This window comes from Serinicoccus sp. CNJ-927 (assembly GCF_001942435.1).
Taxonomy (GTDB): Bacteria; Actinomycetota; Actinomycetes; order Actinomycetales; family Dermatophilaceae; genus Ornithinicoccus; species Ornithinicoccus marinus.
The window spans coordinates 85,755-102,807 of sequence record NZ_MKKF01000044.1 but is presented as its reverse complement, the minus strand read 5'-3'; the positions used below and the strand labels follow the sequence as shown (position 1 = coordinate 102,807).

The following is a 17,053-nucleotide window of genomic DNA, read 5'->3' as shown; positions in this document are numbered from 1 at the left end:
CGGACCCTGCCCGTGCTCGCCCTGTGCACCGGGCTGCTCGCGGGCCCGCTGGCCGTCATACCGGCGGCAGCGAGCGGCACGCGGCCCCCGTCCGCACTGCTGCCCGCCGACACCGGGGACGATGTCGCGATCGTGCTCGACGAGGTCGACCCGGTGGTGCTGACACCCGGCGAGCCGCTGACGCTCACCGGGCGGCTGGTCAACCAGGGTGCCGTCCCGCACCGGGTGACCAGCCTCACCGCCACGGTGTCCGGTACGACGCTGACGTCCCGCAGCGAGGTCGACCGATGGCTCGACGACGAGCTCGATCTCGACCGGACGACGACGCTCGGCGACGACACCGTGGGCCCGGTGGTCGCGGCGGCCGGAGCGGTCCCCTTCTCCGTGACGGTGCCCGCAGCGGTGACGAATGACCTGCCGGAGGGCCCGCAGGTGCTGCCGCTGGTCATCAGCGCGGGGGACGAGCGGGAGCCGGGCGGGGCCGCGGCCCACCCGGTCCGGCTGCGCAGCACCCTCGTCAGCGCGGGTGGCGAGGAGGTCGAGGAACCTCTCGACACCTCGTGGGTGGTCCCGCTCACCCTCCCCCCGGACCCCGATCTGCTCAGCCCGACCGAGCAGACCCACGCGCAGGCCTGGGTCTCCGCCGTCGGTCCGGACTCGGCGATCAGCGGCTGGGTCACGGACCTGGCGGTTCCCGGCGTCACCTATGTCGTCGACCCGTCGACGCTCGTCGGCGCTCGGCCGGCACCGGCGCTGCGCACGCCACCCGAGCAGGGGACGGATCCCGCCGACACCGGGCCCGACCCGCTCACGGCACCGTCGCCGGACGCGGTCACCTCGACGACGGAGGACCCGGACGGCGGCACCGACGCGGCGTCGGAGACGGTCCCGGCCCCCGTCCCGGACGACCCGGCCACGACGCAGTCCGCCAGTCCCCCTGCCCAGACCGAGGAGGCGGAGGCAGCCCCCGCCACCGCGGCCGAGGTCGACCAGGCGGTGGCGACCTTGCGGACCCAGCTGGCCGGGCTGCCGGACGACCAGGTGTGGTGGCTGCCGAGCGAGGACCCCGACGTCGTCCGGATGGTCGCGGACCGACCGCCCCAGCACCAGCTCGGCAGGCTGCTCTCGACCCAGCCCGCCGGGGCTCAGGACACCCTGGCGCCCCTGCTGAGCACCGGTCGGCGCGATGTGGCCTGGCCGGTGGACCCGGCACCGGACGCCGACGCGGTGACCCAGATCTCCGACCTGTTCCGGAGCGCGAGGGAGGAGGACGACACCGCCCCCGGTCTCGGCATGGTGCTCCTCGCCCGCGAGAGCCTCACGGCGGACAGCGCTGCTGCGCCGCGACGTGGCGCGGTCCCGCTGGAAGAACCCGAGGACGTGGTGGGGCTGGGCGCCGACTCCTGGACCTCGGCGCTCGTCGCCCGGAGCCAGGCCGAGGCCGAGCAGAGCGGATCGGGCGCAGCCGCCCAGCAGGTGCTCGCGCACACCCTCGGCACCTACCTGGAGGACCCGGGTGCCGCTCGCGAGCTGGTCATCGCCCCGCCCCGCCTCACCCCGGCTCCTCCCGAGGTCCTCGCCCAGCTGAGCGAGGGGTGGCGCACCGCGCCCTGGTTGCGCTCGGTCACCGCCCAGGAGCTGGTGCAGCGGGCCGGGACCGGCGACACCGTCCAGCTCACCGGGGAGCGCCCGCAGGAGGCCGTGCTGGGCGACCTCGCCGAGCTGCTCGCGCCCGGCCGCAGCCCGCTGGACCGGGAGCGCACTGCCGCCCTGGCCCGCAACGCCGGCGAGCTGGACGACCTCGAGGAGGTGGTCCGTGACACGACGGCCACGCAGTCGTGGCGCGCCTCGCTCGCCGCGCTGTGGTCGAGCCGGTGGCGTTCGCACGAGGAGGAGTGGAGCACGGCCCGCGCCGTGGTGCGAGAGGACGTGCGCTCGGCGCTGCAGGGTGTCACCGTGACCCCGAGCACGGTCAACTTCCTCACCGACCAGGGCGAGATCAGCGTCACCGTCGTCAACGACCTCGGTGTCGCGCTGGACGATCTCGTGCTCGAGGTGGTGGCCTCCAACGGGCGGCTGCAGGTGATCCGTCAGCCCGACCCGGTCAGCATCGGCGCGGACAGTCGCGCCTCGGTCTCCTTCGAGGCACGGTCGATCACCCGTGGGGAGACGCGGCTCACCGCGACGTTGCGCACCCCGGACGGGACGACCCTGGGGGAGCCCGCGCCGATCGAGGTGCGGGTGCAGCCCACGGGCATCTGGGTCTACTGGGTGCTCGGCGGGCTGGCCGGCGTCGTGCTCGTGCTGGGCCTGGCCCGCGCGGTCCGTCGCGGACCCCGTGCCTCCGGCCGCAGCGATACCCGGCCGGAGGAGGGACGATGAGTCAGGACCGAGCCGCAGGGTCCTCCTCCGCCGGGTCCAGCTCGTCGCTGGCCCGCTCCAGCGCGGTCATGGCCGCCGGCACGCTCGCCTCGCGGCTGCTGGGCATGGCCCGGATGGCCCTGCTCGGGATCGCCATCGGTGTGCTCACGCCCGCCGGCAGCGTGTGGGAGACCGCCAACACCATCCCCAACACCATCTACCTGCTCCTCGCCGCAGGAGTCTTCAACGTCCTCCTCCTGCCGCAGCTCACCCGTGCCATGACCCGCGGCCGGGAGGGTCAGGAGTACAGCGACCGGCTCATCACGCTGTCGGTGACGATCCTGGTGCTGGCCACGGTCCTCTTCGTGGCGGCGGCGCCGCTGGTGACCAAGCTCAACGCCCTCTCGTGGGCGTGGGACGACCCCAAGCTCCAGCTCGCGATCCTGTTCGCCTACCTCTGCATCCCGCAGATGCTGTTCTACGGACTGCACACGATCATGGGGCAGGTCCTGGCCGCCCACCACCGCTTCGCCGCCTTCATGTGGAGCCCGGCGATCGCCAACATCATCGCGATCGTGGGCATCGGGGTCTTCATGCGGCGCTACCCGGACGCCGGGGTCATCCCGCTGCAGGAGTGGACCGCCGGCATGATCGGTCTGCTCGCCGGGTCCGCCACGCTCGGCATCGTCGTCCAGGCCCTCGTCCTCATCCCGGCCGTCCGCGCGACCGGGTTCAGCTGGCGGCCCCGGTGGGGCCTGCGCGGCGTGGGGCTCGGGACCGCGGCCGTCATGGCCGGGTGGGCGATCGCCGACATGGCCGTCTCCCAGGGCGGCATGCTCGTCGTCACCAACCTGCTCAGCGACGTCATCGACCGGGTCCCTGACGCGCCGGGCAAGATCACGTATGCCTACGCCTTCTCGGTCTTCGTGCTGCCCCACTCCCTCATCGCGCTGTCGCTCCTGACCGCGATCTACCCCGTCCTGTCCAAGGACGCGGCTGCCGAGGACCTGGAGTCCATGGCCGAGCACGCCAGCCGGGGGTTGCGGCTGCTCGGTGCCGCCATGGTGCCGATCGCCCTGGGGATGATGCTGCTGGCCCCGCTCGTCGTCCGAGTCGTCTACTTCGGGAGCACTCCCGCCGAGCACCGCGCTGTGACCCTGATCGTCCTGGCCATGGTCGTCGGCCTCGTCCCCTACGGCGTCTACCTGCTGTGCTCCCGCGTGTTCTACTCCTTCGAGGACGCGCGCACCCCCTTCCTCTTCCAGGTGTCGATCACCTCGGTGCTGCTGGTGGTCTGCCTGCTCGCCACCCTCGCCCCACCGGCCTGGGTCGCCGTCGTGCTGGGCCTCGGTCAGGCCCTGGGCCAGACCACCGCGGCGGTGCTGGGGCTGCGGGCGGCTCGACGTCGGCTCCCGGCACTCGGGCTGCGCAGCACCGGGTCGACCTACCTGCGGGCGGCGGGAGCCTCCGCCCTCGCCTTGGTGCCGGCCTGGATCGTGGTCCGGCTCCTCGACCCGGGGGCCCCGCCGGATCCCACCTCGATGGAGCCCCAGGGCGTCGGCGCCTTCCTCAGCGCAGCGCTCACCCTCGCCGTGGCCGGACTCGTCTTCCTCGCGGCGTATGCCTTGCTGGCCCACCGCTTCGGGGTGCGCGAGGTCGGCGAGGTGGCGGCGCCCGTCCTGCGGCGTCTCCCGGGTCTGCGTCGCTACGCCCCCGCGGCCGGGGCCGGCCTCGTGGACGACGGCCAAGCCGTCCCGGGCGGCGCCGCGGCGGCCGGCCCGTCGGACAGCACACCACCCACCGGCGCGGCGCCGCCGGACCAGGGGGCTGCTGGCGGCACACTAGGGTGGGACCGCGATCGCCCGCGCCCACAACCGCGACCACGGGAGGACAGCAGCATGGATCGGCTCGAGGTCGGCACCCGCCTGGGTGACCGCTACGTCCTCGACGAGCTGCTGGCCGAGCGTGAGGGCGGGGGGTTGGAGTACTGGTCCGCCCGGGACAGCACCCTCGGCCGCCTGGTCGCGGTCACGGTGCTGCCCTCGGAGGGGCCTGCCGCGGACGTCGCGGAGGCGGTGCTCGACGGCGCCCGCCGCGTCGCCTCGGTCGACGACCCCCGGCTGGTCCGCGTCCTCGACGTCGGAGACCAGGACGGGCTGTGCTGGATCGTGGAGGAAGGACTCTCCGAGGCGGAGTCTCTCGCCTCCCTCGTCGAGCAGCACCCGCTCCCGGCCGAGGAGGCCCGACGGATCGTCGGCGAGAGCGCCGCAGCGCTGGAGTCGGCCCGACGCCGAGGGCTGCACCACCTCTACCTCAACCCCCACTCGGTCCTGCGGACGACCGATGGGACGGTCAAGGTGTCGGGCGTCGGGGTCGCCTCGGCGTTGGAGGGCACCGACGACGTCACCGCGGACGAGGCATCCCTCATCGATGCCGCCGACCTCGTCTCGCTCCTCTACACCGCGCTCACCGGCCGGTGGCCGGGCGAGGACCTGGCCGGCGTCCGGCCGGCCCGTCGGCTGGCCGACGGCACCCTGCCGGCGCCTTCGGAGCTGGTCTCCGACGTGCCGGGCGACCTGGACGCCCTGTGCCGGTTGGCCCACGGGTCGGAGGCCGACCTGCAGTCCGCGCCGCACACCCCGGGCGAGCTGGTGCGCCAGCTCTCACCATGGGCCTCGGAGATCGTGCGGGCCGCACGCCCGGGCGAGCTGGAGGCTCCCCGGTCGGGGCGGCCGGGTGACCATCGGGCCGAGGACGCCCTCCGTGGTGCGGCCGGGGCCTCCGCGGCCGCGACCGCCGCGCGCCCCAGCCACGCCGACGACGGGCCCTCGACGCCGTCCGGCGAGGCCACCGACGAGGTGCCCCAGCCGTACTACCGTACCCAGGCACGCTCAGCCGACGACTCCGGGTCCGGCGCGGTGGCGGTGCCGGCAGGAGCCCCCACCGCCGCCCGTCAGGACGACACGATGGGCGGGCTGCTGCGCGGCGGGGAGGCACGTCAGGCCAGGGCGGACGAGGCCCATGCCGGCCCTGCCACCGCACTCGCGACACGTCGCGACGACGACGGGGGTCTGAGCGAGGAGCGCGGCACCGGCGCACAGACGGCGATGGTCACGGTGATCATCGTGGCGCTGCTCGGGATCGCGCTCTTCCTGGGCTGGCTGGCGCTGCGGGGCCTGGGGGGCGGCGAGGACGACCCCGCCGGTGCAGGGCCGACGAGCTCACCGAGCGCGAGCGAGCCCGCACCCGACGAGGACGCCTCGACCGCGAGCGCGGCCGCGCCGACCGACGAGGGCGGCACCGAGCCGGCTCCGGAGCCCGCATCCGGGGTCACCGTGGAGGGCATCACGTCCTTCGACCCCGAGGGCGACGGCGACGAGCGCAACGACCTGGCTCCCCTGGCGGTGGACGGGGACGAGGGGACCGAGTGGACGTCGCACACCTACCTCTCCCCAGGTTGGGGCTCGCTGAAGAGCGGCACCGGCCTGGTTCTCGACCTGGGGGAGGACGCCACCGTCGGTGAGGTCGAGGTGGTCCTCGGCGAGGGCGACATGGGCGCCACCGTCTATCTCGCCGACGAGCCGTCGCTGGACGGCGCGTCCGAGCTCGGCAGCGACGACGCCGCAGAGGGCACCTGGACCGTGACGCCGGACGAGCCCGCCACCGGGCGCTACCTCATCCTGTGGTTCACCCGGGCCTACACCGCGCCCGAGGGCGAGATCGTGCGGGTGGCCGAGATCACCGTGCGGTGAGCCCGGCGGACATCGTGACGACGGCCGAGCTCGCGGAGCTGGACGACCTGGCCCTGCTGCGGCGGCACCAGGACGGCGACACCGAGGCCTTCGGCGAGATCTTCCGACGGCACCGGGACCGCATGTGGGCCGTGGCGCTGCGGACGTCGCGCGACCCCGAGGTGGCGGCGGACGCCGTGCAGGACGCCTTCCTCAACGCCTTCCGGCGCGCCGGCTCCTTCCGGGGTGACTCCCAGGTCACCACCTGGTTGCACCGCATCACGGTCAACGCCTGCCTGGACCGGCTGCGTCGGCAGCGTCCGACGGCGGACCTCGAGGACCACGAGCCGGTCGAGCCGCGGGACCGGCACCGCTCGGTCGAGGTGCGGCTGGACGTGCGCGACGCCCTGGACCAGCTGCCCGAGGGGCAGCGGCTGGCGCTCGTGCTCGTGGACATGCACGGTCTGAGCGTGGCCGAGGCGGCCCAGGTCCTGGAGGTGGCCGAGGGGACGGTCAAGTCGCGCTGCTCCCGCGGCCGCGAGGCCATGGCCCGGATCCTGGGGCTCGGGGAGGACGCATGACGCCTTCCGTTCACGCCCCCACGAGGGTCGCGCCAGGACGGGGAACCCGTCCGGTGTCCTGCTCGTCGTACTCCCGTGGGCCGTGCCGGGCGCGGCCGGCCCCCTCGGAGACCACCCGGACGACACGACGAAGGAGGACCCGGTATGTCGTCGCACCCGCCACGCCCTGAGCCTGGCGACCCGCAGCACGCGCAGGAGCACGACCCGACCGGTGTCCGGGACCTCCTCGGCGCGCTGCCCGATCCCGGGCCCATGCCCGACCACCTGGTCGAGCGCATCACCGCCCGGCTCGAGGTCGAGCGCGAGCACCGGCAGAGCACCGGCCCCGGGCACACCCTCACCGCACCCGCCGACCGGGTCGTCGACCTGGCCGAGGAACGCGGTCGGCGGCGTCCCGGCCGGACCCTCGGCATCCTCACGGCTGCTGCCGCGGGCCTGGCCGTCACCACGGTGGCCCTCACCCAGGTGCTCGGGGGCGGGGCCAGCAGCGACAGCGGAGCCGTGGCGCAGTACCCCTCTCGGGCGGAGTCGGGGGCAGGGCAGGACGAGGCTGCCGACGCCGCCGACGGGCAGGAGCAGGGTGCGTCCGGTGGCCTGGCGGAGTCCGGCCGGGAGGGGTCGGACACGGGGGAGGCTGCCGGAGGGGACTCGGACCTCGCAGGCGCCGATGATCTCCTCGTCGAGCCCGTCGTCCCGACGCTGCTCTACCCGCTGGGCGAGATCCCCGCGACGGACTACGCGCAGGCCGTGCACGGCGCCAGCCAGAGCGCCGAGGCCGCGGGCTCGTCCGGCGCCGCTCCTGGCGCCGCGGGTGGGTTGACCCAGGCGGGAGCAATCCAGTGCTGGGCCACGCTGGACGAGGACGCCCAGCAGTCGTGGGCGGACCGGTTCGCCACGACGGCCACCCTGCTCGGCGAGAGCGGGACCACGCGAGACGTCGTCCTCCTCCTCGGGGTCGACGGCGAGAGCGGTCGGGCCTGGGCCGTCCCGGCCGAGTGCCTGACGACCCCCGACGTGGCTCCGGTGGACAGCTCCGGAGAGCTGGTCGAAGGACCCTGAGGCTCGGCGACCCGCGCGTCCGGCCCGGGTCGTGGCGGTCCGTCAGAGGACTGGAACAATGACGGCCTACGATCGGTTGATCCGGGTGTCGCCGCAGCGCACCCCCCAACGTCCGTCCAGGAAGGCCCTCATGAGCATCGACCTGATCTCCGGTCTCGGTGATCCCTCACCAGCCGGGGAGGACCGGCCCGCCCTGCGTGAGGTCATCGTCATCGGCTCCGGTCCCGCCGGCTACACGGCTGCGGTCTACGCCGCGCGGGCCAACCTTGCCCCCCTGGTGTTTGAGGGGTCCGTGACCGCAGGTGGAGCACTGATGAACACGACCGAGGTGGAAAACTTCCCCGGGTTCCCCGAGGGCATCCTCGGCCCGCAGCTCATGATGGACATGCGTGAGCAGGCCGAGCGCTTCGGGGCAGAGCTCGTCCGCGAAGACGTCGTCGCCGTGGACCTCACCGGTCCGGTGAAGCGTGTCACCGACAGCGACGGCACGGTGCATCAGGCTCGCTCCGTCGTCCTGGCCATGGGGTCGGCCTACCGCGTGCTGGGGCTGCCGCGGGAGCAGGAACTCTCCGGGCACGGCGTGTCATGGTGCGCGACCTGCGACGGTGCCTTCTTCCGCGACCAGGACATCCTCGTCGTGGGTGGCGGTGACTCCGCGATGGAAGAGGCGACCTTCCTGAGTCGGTTCGCCCGCTCGGTCACCGTGGTGCACCGTCGAGGGGAGCTGCGCGCCAGCAGCATCATGGCCGAGCGCGCCGAGGCCGACGACAAGATCAGTTTCGCGTGGAACTCCGCGGTGTCCGCCCTGCACGGTGACGACAAGCTCACCGGTGTGACGCTGAGCGACACCCGCACCGGCCAGACCCGGGACGTCGAGGCGAGCGGCCTGTTCATCGCGATCGGTCACGACCCGCGCAACGAGCTCCTCCAGGGTCAGGTCGACCTCGACGACGAGGGCTACGTCCTCGTCCGGGGCCGGGGCACGGCGACCAACGTCGAGGGCGTCTTCGCCTGCGGTGATCTCGTGGACCACACCTACCGGCAGGCCATCACGGCCGCCGGGACCGGGTGCGCGGCCGCTCTCGACGCCGAGCGCTACCTCGCCGCCCTCGACGACGTGCCCGCAGTACCCGAGCTTGTTTCGACATCTGTTGCGAGAGAAGGAGATTCATGAGCATCACCAACACATCGGACGCGACCTTCACCGAGGACGTGCTGCAGCACGACGGTCCCGTCCTCGTCGATTTCTGGGCCCCCTGGTGCGGCCCCTGCAAGATGATCGCCCCCATCCTCGAGGAGCTCTCCGAGCAGTGGGGCGACAAGCTCAAGGTGGTCAAGCTGAACACCGACGAGAACCCGGAGACCACCGGGAGCTACGGCATCACGGGTATCCCGACGATGCACGTCTACTCGGGCGGCGAGGTCGTCAAGACGATCGTCGGTGCGCTGCCGAAGAAGAAGCTGGCCTCCGAGCTGGAGCCGTACACCACCTGACGCTCGACGACAGCGTCGCAGGTCGTCCACAGCCGTCCACGGGGTTTATCCACAACCCTGTGGACGGCTGTCGTCGTGCGTGGGTCGGCTTGGTGTGCCGCACCTGATCAGCGATGATGGTCTCCTCATGACTGCCGCTGCTCCACGCCTGGGATGGCCGTCCTCGGCTCACGATCGTCCACCCTCTTCTCCCCATCACGTGTGGTCTCCTGTCAGCTGGCCATCTTCTGACGCCCGGGTTTCACGGGAAACACCAGAGAGCCCGATCGCGACCGTGAAGGCGACAGCGTCTCCCTCGGTTTCACGGGAAACCACCGGCGCGCCCACAGCGGCGACGACCCAGCCACGACCGTGGCAGGGAACGCGCGTCATCACCGTCTCCAACCAGAAGGGCGGAGTCGGCAAGACCACCACCGCCGTCAATCTGGCCGCCGCCATGGCCACCAGTGGCCTGCGCGTTCTCGTCATCGACATGGATCCGCAGGGCAACGCCAGCACGGCCCTGTCCATCCCCCACACCAGCGGCACGTCCGGGATCTACGACGTGCTCATCGACGGCGTCCCCCTGGCCGACGTGGTGCAGGACTGTCCTCAGGTGCCCGGTCTCTCCTGCGCCCCGGCGACCATCGACCTCGCCGGCGCAGAGATCGAGCTGGTTCCCCTCGTGGCGCGGGAGAACCGGCTCCGCCGGGCACTCACGACGTATCTGGAGGATCAGGCGGAGGCGGTGGACCTGGTGGTCATCGACTGTCCACCCAGCCTCGGACTGCTCACCGTCAACGCCTTCGTGGCCGCGCGCGAGCTGCTCATCCCGATCCAGTGCGAGTACTACGCCCTCGAGGGCCTGAGCCAGCTGCTGAAGAACGTCGAGCTGATCCAGCAGCACCTCAACAGCGACCTGGAGTCTCCACGATCTTGCTGACGATGTTCGACGGGCGCACGCGCCTGGCGGCCGATGTCGCCGAACAGGTGCGGGAGTACTTCGGGGAACGAGTCCTCCGCACGGCGATCCCGCGGTCGGTGCGCATCAGCGAGGCCCCGAGCCACGGCGAGACCGTGATCACCTATGACCCGACGAGCACCGGTGCCCTGTCCTACGCAGAAGCCGCGGCCGAGATGCGCACGATGAAGGAGCCTGCATGAGCGAGCGTCGACGAGGACTGGGTCGGGGCCTGGGAGCCCTGATCCCTGCCGCGACCGAGGGAGAACGCGAGCGGCCGAGGGACGTGTTCTTCCCCCGGGGTGCGGAGGAAGGGTCGGAGCCTACGCACGACGGCGGCACGGACCGCGGTTCCCTCGGCGCGATCGGCTCCTTCGAGGGTTTCACGGGAAACGGTTCCACCGAGAACGGCGACGACACCCGGCCGACCGACCAGACCGCGCCTGCTCGGACGGCGGAAGACGAGGCCGCGACCGCCCCTGACGACCGCTCCGCCGCCCTGACCCCGGTCCCGGGCGCGGTCTTCGCCGAGATCCCGGTCGAGCAGGTGCGGCCCAACCCGCGCCAGCCCCGGGAGGTCTTCGACGAGGACGAGCTGGCCGAGCTCGTGACCAGCGTCCGGGAGCTCGGCGTCCTCCAGCCGGTCGTCGTACGCCGCACGGAGCCGACGGCCGAGGGCGGCGAGCCGGTCTACGAACTGGTCATGGGTGAGCGTCGACTCCGTGCCTCCCAGGCGGCCGGCCAGGACACCATCCCCGCCATCGTGCGTGCGACCGAGGACGAGCACATGCTCCGGGACGCGCTCCTGGAGAATCTGCACCGTGCCCAGCTCACCCCGCTGGAGGAGGCGGCGGCCTACCAGCAGCTGCTCGAGGACTTCGGCTGCACGCACGACGAGCTGGCCGGCCGCATCGGGCGGTCGCGACCGCAGATCAGCAACACCATCCGGTTGCTCAAGCTGCCGCCCATGGTCCAACGTCGCGTCGCCTCCGGCGTGCTCAGCGCCGGTCACGCACGGGCGCTGCTCGCGCTGCCGGACGGAGCGGCCATGGAGCGTCTGGCCCAGCGCATCGTCGCCGAGGGACTCTCGGTCCGCTCGGTCGAGGAGATCATCACGCTCGGCTCGGACGACGCGGCTCCTCGACGCCGGCGCAGCAGCGCCGTCGCGTCCCCCGAGCTCGCGGAGGTGGCCGACACGCTGTCCGGACGGCTGGACACGCGGGTCCAGGTCTCGATGGGACGCCGCAAGGGGAAGATGGTGATCGAGTTCGCGGGCAAGGACGATCTCGACCGTATCCTGCAGCTGCTGGACAGCCGCTCGGGCGAGTGACCTAACGAGTCTGTCGGCGCCGCCCTGAGCGCCGTGCGCCGGAGCGTGGTGCGCCGGAGCGCGACGCCGGAGCATCCGCCGGCCGGACGACCTCCACGACCCGGACCGGCCCGGCGGGGGTGCCCTCGGCCAGCACATGGAGCCGGGACCTGTCGACGCGGCGCTGCCGCAGCATCGGCGCCGCCTCCTCCAGCTCACGCTCCGCCGCCTCGCCCTTGAGGGCCAGCAGCCGCCCGCCCTCCTCGAGCAGCGGCACCGACCATCTTACCAGCTTGTCCAGGGACGCGACCGCCCGGGCGGTCACCACCGGCGACGACAGCACCCCGGCGAGCTCCTCGGCCCGCCCCCGGTGCACGCGCACGTTGGGCAGCCCCAGCTCCGCCTTGGTGCGCTCCAGCCAGGTCGTCCGGCGGAGCAGCGGCTCCACGAGCTCCACCCGCAGGTCCGGTCGGGCGATCGCGAGCACGATGCCAGGGAGGCCCGCTCCGGACCCGAGGTCGATGACCGAGGACCCCTGGTCCAGCAGCTCACCGAGCACGGCGCAGTTCACCAGGTGACGGTCCCACAACCGCTCGGCCTCACGGGGGCCGATGAGGCCGTGCTCGATGCCCGTGGTGGCCAGCAGGTCGGCATACTCCGCAGCGAGGGTGAGCCTCGACCCGAAGACCTCTCGCGCTTGTGGAGGAGGCTCGGGTGCATGGCGGGGCGCGCCCATGCAGCGGTCAGTCGGCCGGCAGGACGACGACGTAGCGAGAGGGCTCGGTACCCTCCGACTCCGAGCGCAGACCGGCTGCCAGGACCTCGTCGTGGACGACCTTGCGCTCGAAGGCGGTCATCGGCTCCAGCTCCCGACGCTGACCGGTGTCGCGCACCTGCGCGACCGCCTCCTGCGCCTCGGACACCAGGGCGCTGCGGCGATCGGCGCGGTATCCGGCGACGTCGAGCATGAGCCGGCTGCGCTCCCCCGTGCTGGCCTGGACCGCGAGGCGCGTCAGCTCCTGCAGCGCCTCGAGGACGGACCCGCCCGGGCCCACGAGCCGCCGGGGTGCCGCCCCGTCCTCGGAGTCCACGAGCGCGACCGCGGCCCGGTCGCCGTCGACGTCGACCTCGAGGTCCCCGTCCAGGTCGGCGATGTCCAGGAGGGTCTCCAGGAAGTCGGCCGCCACCTCCCCTTCGCGGACGAGGTCCGCGGAGCGACCCTCCGTCGAACCGGACTCCTGCTGCTCTTCGGCGGCCCTCTCCACGGGCGCAGATGTGATCTGCGTCACATCTGCGCCCTCGTTGGTCGCCTGGGTCTCGGTGTCGTTCGGCAGGGTCATCAAGGACTCCTCGGTCGTCGGGATGGGACGTGCGCCCGGACGGGCGCGGGATCGGTGGCTCAGCGCCTCTTGCTGCGCTTCTTGCTCTTGGGTTGGGTCCGCTGACCCGCCGTCCGGGCCTGCACCTGCGTGCGAGCCGCCTCGCGCTCGGCCATGAAGTTCGGGTTCTTCAACTGGATCCCGGTGGCCGTCTTGCCCTTGCGCGCCATGCGGGCCTTGTACTTCTCCTCGGCCGGCGTGTTCGGCGCCGGCATGTTGCGGATGACGAAGAACTGCTGGCCCATGGTCCACAGGTTGCTGACCGTCCAGTAGATGAGCAGCGCCACCGGGAAGTTGACGCCTGTCACGGCGAAGACGATGGGCAGCACGTAGATGAGGATCTGCTGCTGCCGGGCCATCGGGCTGTTGAGGGCCTCCGGCGACATGTTCTGGCGCATCAGCTGGTGGCTGGTGATGAACTGCGTCGCCGACATCACGAGGATCAGCACCAGGGACAGGATCTTCGCTGACAGGTCCTGGTCGTGCAGGAAGGTCGAGGTCAGTCCGGCCCCGAAGATCTCCGAGCCGGCCATCTTCGTCGCCAGCTCCCGGGTGAAGAGCCCGAGCGGCTCGACGTCGCCGCGACTCACCGTCTCCGCGGTGTTGAGCAACCGGAAGAGGGCGAAGAAGAACGGCATCTGGATGAGGATGGGCAGGCAGGCACCGAACGGGTTGGCACCCGCCTCGCGGTACAGCCCGAAGGTCTCCTCCTGGAAGGCCTTCTGGCTCGCCTGGTCCTTCTTGCCCTTGTACTTCGCCTGGATCTTCATCAGCTCGGGCTGCACGATCTGCAGCCGGCGCTGACTGCGGATCTGGCGGATCATGAGCGGCGTCAGCAGGGCCCTGAGGGTGACGACCAGCCCGACGATGGCGAGGACCCAGGTCCACCCGCTGGTGTCGGGCATACCGAGCTGGGTGAGCAGCCACTCGAAGCCGACGAGGATCGCGGAGTCGAACCAGATGAAAGGGAACAGAATGGTGTCGAAGAATCCCATGGGGTCCTCAGTCTCGGCGGGCGACGGCGGTCTCGTCGCCCGGGGTGGTCGTCGGAGCGTGCTGCTCCACGGTCGGGTCCGTGCGGTCCCCGGCCCCTGAGCCGGGACGGGGCGGCACGTGGTCCACCCCGCCGGCCGCCCACGGGTGGCAGCGCAGGACACGGCGCACCGTCAACCACCCGCCCCGCAGGGGACCGTGGCGCTCCAGCGCGGTGACACCGTACGCGGAGCAGGACGGGTAGTAACGGCAGACCGGACCCAGCAACGGCGAGATCGTCCACTGGTAGAGCCGGATCATCCAGACCAGAGGACGAGCCAGGACGCTACGAGGTTCCCCCTCGCCCACGCCTCCCCGGTGGACGTCACGGAGCTGGGCCTCACTCATACGAGCCGCGGCAGCGCGCGCGCCAGCCCGTCGTCGAGCGCGGAGCCCAGCTCGGTCGAGGTGGCCGATGCCGCCGGGGGCAGGGCCCGGACGACGAGGTCGGTCCCGCAGGGCATCGTGGCCAGTCGTGCGCCGACCAGCGCCCGCAGGCGACGGGCGGTGCGGTTGCGGACCACGGCGTTGCCGACGGCCCGCGACACCACGAGGCCGACCCGCGGGCAGCGGGTCGAGCCGTCGTCGGGGGCAGGGCAGGAGGCGTGCACCACCAGCAGCGAGGTACCGGCTCGTCGCCGCCGACGCCCGTCGCCGCGGCCCCGCAGGACAGACCGGAAGTCCTGGCCCGAGGTCAGCCGGTGCCGGCGTGGCAGCATCGCCGTCGGAGGGAACGCTGCTGCGGACTCAGGCGGACAGGGCGGAACGGCCCTTGCGCCGGCGAGCGGCGAGGATGCTGCGGCCGGCGCGGGTCCGCATCCGCAGACGGAAACCGTGCTTCTTGGCGCGGCGGCGGTTGTTCGGCTGGAAGGTGCGCTTGCTCATCGCTGCTCCGGTGGTGGTGGTGACGTACGGGTCGGTGCGCCGGCTCGGCCGCCAACGGAAGCCCGTCATCTGCCACGTCGGGACCACGGGGGTCGAGCCTCGGTCGGGTGATGCACGGGCAGGCGAAAGCGGCCGCACGGACTGCTCAACGGTACGGGAGCCGGTCCGTACCGGTCAAACGCGCCGCCGTCCAGCGGCCGAGACACCCGAACCGGGCATCCTCACGCATCCGACCAGCACCTTCGCGCACGACACGCCGAGCGGTGCAGATCCGTCGTCCGCCGGCACTTGCGGGTCGCGGGCCGCGCTTGTTAGCGTCGGCGCTTCCGGCACATGCCCACCCTGTCATCCACATCCTGTGGACAAGTGTGTGGACAACCGTCACCGTCGCTTCCTGACCCGGTCCGAGAGGGGCTGAGCCCGCCCATGTCGCAGCCCGCGCCGACCTCCGAGGACGTGTGGGCCCGGGTGGTGGACGAGCTGGAGACCGGGGGGATCGGTGCTCGGGAACGCGCCTTCCTGCAGCTCACCCAGATGGTCGGCCTGCTGGACACGACGGTGCTGCTAGCGGTGCCGTACTCGCATACCAAGGAGATGCTCGAGACGAGCCTGCGCCGCCCCATCGAGGACGGGCTGTCGCGCGAGCTGAACCGGGAGATCCGGGTCGCGATCACCGTCGACGACGCCCTGCGCCAGCGCGTGGAGGACGAGGCGGACGACTCCGAGGACGACTCCCTGACCCGTGAGTCCCTCACCCGGCCGGCGTCCGGGCCGAGCTCCAGCTCCGTTCCCGATCCGGGCGAGCAGGACATCCCCGCCGTCTCCCGGTCGGCGGCGACCAACGGCATACCGCGACCGGCGACGCCAGCCGGTCCCGCGGTCACGGGCGCGGCCGACGAGGCGCGGCTCAACCCGAAGTACACCTTCGACACCTTCGTCTCCGGCCCCTCCAACCGGTTCGCGCACGCCGCCTCGCTCGCGGTGGCCGAGTCCCCCGCCCGTGCCTACAACCCGCTGTTCATCTACGGCGAGTCCGGGCTGGGCAAGACCCACCTGCTGCACGCGATCGGCCACTACGCCCGCAGGCTCTACCCGGGCGTGCGGGTGCGCTACGTGAACTCCGAGGAGTTCACCAACGACTTCATCAACTCCATCCGCGACGACAAGGCCGGCGCCTTCCAGCGGCGCTATCGCAACGTCGACTTCCTCCTCGTCGACGACATCCAGTTCCTGCAGGGCAAGGAGCAGACCGTCGAGGAGTTCTTCCACACCTTCAACACGCTGCACAACAGCGAGAAGCAGGTCGTGATCACCTCGGACCAGCCGCCCAAGCGGCTGTCCGGCTTCGCCGAGCGGATGCGGAGCCGGTTCGAGTGGGGACTGCTCACCGACGTGCAGCCCCCCGACCTGGAGACGCGCATCGCCATCCTGCGCAAGAAGGCGGCGCAGGAGGGGATGCAGCTGCCGGACGAGGTGCTCGAGCACATCGCCAGCCGCATCACCACCAACATCCGCGAGCTCGAGGGCGCCCTGATCCGGGTCACGGCCTTCGCGTCGCTGTCGTCGCAACGAGCCGATGCCGACCTGGCCGCGCACGTCCTCAAGGACATCGTCCCCGGCAGCGACACGGCGCAGATCAGCGTGGCGACGATCATCCGCGAGGTGTCCGAGTACTTCCAGATCACGGTGGACGAGCTCTGCGGGACCTCCCGCTCGCGCACCCTGGTCAACGCCCGCCAGATCGCGATGTACCTCTGCCGCGAGCTGACCGACCTGTCGCTGCCGAAGATCGGTCAGGAGTTCGGCGGTCGGGACCACACCACGGTGATGCACGCCGAGCGCAAGATCCGGGCCCAGATCGGTGAACGGCGGGCGCTCTACGACCAGATCGCCGAGCTCACCGGCGGCATCCGCCGGGCCTCGCAGCGCTGAGCCGAGGCCTGCGGTGCGCGGAACCGAGCACCGTCGAGACCCGCACCTTACCCGACGGTATCCACACCTGTGGATAACCCTGTGCGTTGTTGCTCAGCGTTCACCTTCGTCACATCAGTCTCGATCGGGATGCCGTCCGCCGTCGGAGGCGACGCTCACCGGCCCTGTGCGCAGGGTGTGGACAGACTGCGGATCATCGCAGGTCAGGCTGGGGAGGAGCGGTGAGCGATGGATCTCGCGCTGGGGATGCTGCGCGACCGTCCCCAGGAGGCCCCGCGCGACCGCGCAGGACGTCCACCGGGCATGCACAGCTCGACAGGCATGGCGCGTCGGCCCGCCACCAGCGAGGA

General features: G+C 72.1%; 14 protein-coding genes and 1 pseudogene. 9 read left to right on the top strand and 6 right to left on the bottom strand.

Annotated features, from left to right (window positions below; all coding sequences use genetic code 11):
• Positions 1-12: 12 nt before the first annotated feature.
• The 8 genes and pseudogenes from BJF86_RS11645 to BJF86_RS11610 all read left to right on the top strand — a co-directional run bounded on the left by BJF86_RS11645 (position 13) and on the right by BJF86_RS11610 (position 11,496).
• A complete protein-coding gene (locus BJF86_RS11645) occupies positions 13-2,382 on the top strand; it encodes a DUF6049 family protein (RefSeq protein ID WP_075819104.1) in 2,370 nt (789 codons plus the stop codon).
• Positions 2,379-6,113 (top strand): lipid II flippase MurJ, encoded by a 3,735-nt coding sequence (locus BJF86_RS11640; RefSeq protein WP_083653004.1) that lies wholly within the window; start codon positions 2,379-2,381, stop codon positions 6,111-6,113. Before BJF86_RS11645 ends, BJF86_RS11640 begins: the two co-directional genes overlap by 4 nt.
• Complete coding sequence (sigM, locus tag BJF86_RS11635) at positions 6,110-6,673, top strand: RNA polymerase sigma factor SigM (RefSeq protein WP_075811492.1); 564 nt, start codon at positions 6,110-6,112, stop codon at positions 6,671-6,673. Before BJF86_RS11640 ends, sigM begins: the two co-directional genes overlap by 4 nt.
• 144 nt (positions 6,674-6,817) lie before the next feature.
• Positions 6,818-7,732, top strand: a complete 915-nt coding sequence (locus BJF86_RS11630; RefSeq protein WP_075819100.1) for a hypothetical protein — start codon at positions 6,818-6,820, stop codon at positions 7,730-7,732.
• A gap of 130 nt (positions 7,733-7,862) precedes the next feature.
• The gene (trxB, locus tag BJF86_RS11625) at positions 7,863-8,906 is read left to right on the top strand and encodes a thioredoxin-disulfide reductase (protein ID WP_083653002.1); all 1,044 of its coding nucleotides are present in this window, start codon (positions 7,863-7,865) and stop codon (positions 8,904-8,906) included.
• Positions 8,903-9,226, top strand: coding sequence for a thioredoxin (gene trxA / locus BJF86_RS11620; protein WP_022923472.1), 324 nt, complete (start codon positions 8,903-8,905; stop codon positions 9,224-9,226). Before trxB ends, trxA begins: the two co-directional genes overlap by 4 nt.
• A gap of 127 nt (positions 9,227-9,353) precedes the next feature.
• Positions 9,354-10,369, top strand: a pseudogene (locus BJF86_RS11615) (AAA family ATPase).
• Positions 10,366-11,496, top strand: coding sequence for a ParB/RepB/Spo0J family partition protein (locus tag BJF86_RS11610; RefSeq protein ID WP_075819098.1), 1,131 nt, complete (start codon positions 10,366-10,368; stop codon positions 11,494-11,496). Before BJF86_RS11615 ends, BJF86_RS11610 begins: the two are co-directional and overlap by 4 nt.
• A gap of 1 nt (position 11,497) precedes the next feature.
• Here the strand turns inward: BJF86_RS11610 and rsmG are convergent, their stop codons facing one another.
• Genes rsmG through rpmH form a run of 6 tightly spaced genes read right to left on the bottom strand, consistent with a single transcriptional unit; the run spans position 11,498 to position 14,771 of the window.
• A complete protein-coding gene (gene rsmG, locus BJF86_RS11605) occupies positions 11,498-12,211 on the bottom strand; it encodes a 16S rRNA (guanine(527)-N(7))-methyltransferase RsmG (RefSeq protein ID WP_075819096.1) in 714 nt (237 codons plus the stop codon).
• 7 nt (positions 12,212-12,218) lie between these two features.
• A complete protein-coding gene (locus tag BJF86_RS11600) occupies positions 12,219-12,815 on the bottom strand; it encodes a protein jag (protein WP_075819094.1) in 597 nt (198 codons plus the stop codon).
• A 59-nt stretch (positions 12,816-12,874) separates the two neighbouring features.
• A complete protein-coding gene (gene yidC / locus BJF86_RS11595; RefSeq protein WP_075819093.1) occupies positions 12,875-13,849 on the bottom strand; it encodes a membrane protein insertase YidC in 975 nt (324 codons plus the stop codon).
• A gap of 7 nt (positions 13,850-13,856) precedes the next feature.
• Entirely contained in the window at positions 13,857-14,234 is a 378-nt protein-coding gene (yidD, locus tag BJF86_RS18995) for a membrane protein insertion efficiency factor YidD (protein ID WP_083653001.1), read from the bottom strand.
• Positions 14,231-14,605 carry a ribonuclease P protein component gene (gene rnpA, locus BJF86_RS11585; protein WP_075819088.1) on the bottom strand — a complete coding sequence of 125 codons (375 nt, stop codon included), beginning with the start codon at positions 14,603-14,605 and terminating at the stop codon, positions 14,231-14,233. The genes yidD and rnpA overlap by 4 nt, the downstream gene beginning before the upstream one ends.
• 28 nt (positions 14,606-14,633) lie before the next feature.
• Positions 14,634-14,771, bottom strand: a complete 138-nt coding sequence (gene rpmH / locus BJF86_RS11580) for a 50S ribosomal protein L34 (RefSeq protein WP_028130745.1) — start codon at positions 14,769-14,771, stop codon at positions 14,634-14,636.
• Between the two features lie 426 nt (positions 14,772-15,197).
• Here rpmH and dnaA point away from each other — a divergent pair, with 426 nt between their 5' ends.
• Entirely contained in the window at positions 15,198-16,703 is a 1,506-nt protein-coding gene (dnaA, locus tag BJF86_RS11575; RefSeq protein WP_075819086.1) for a chromosomal replication initiator protein DnaA, read from the top strand.
• Positions 16,704-17,053: the final 350 nt, after the last annotated feature.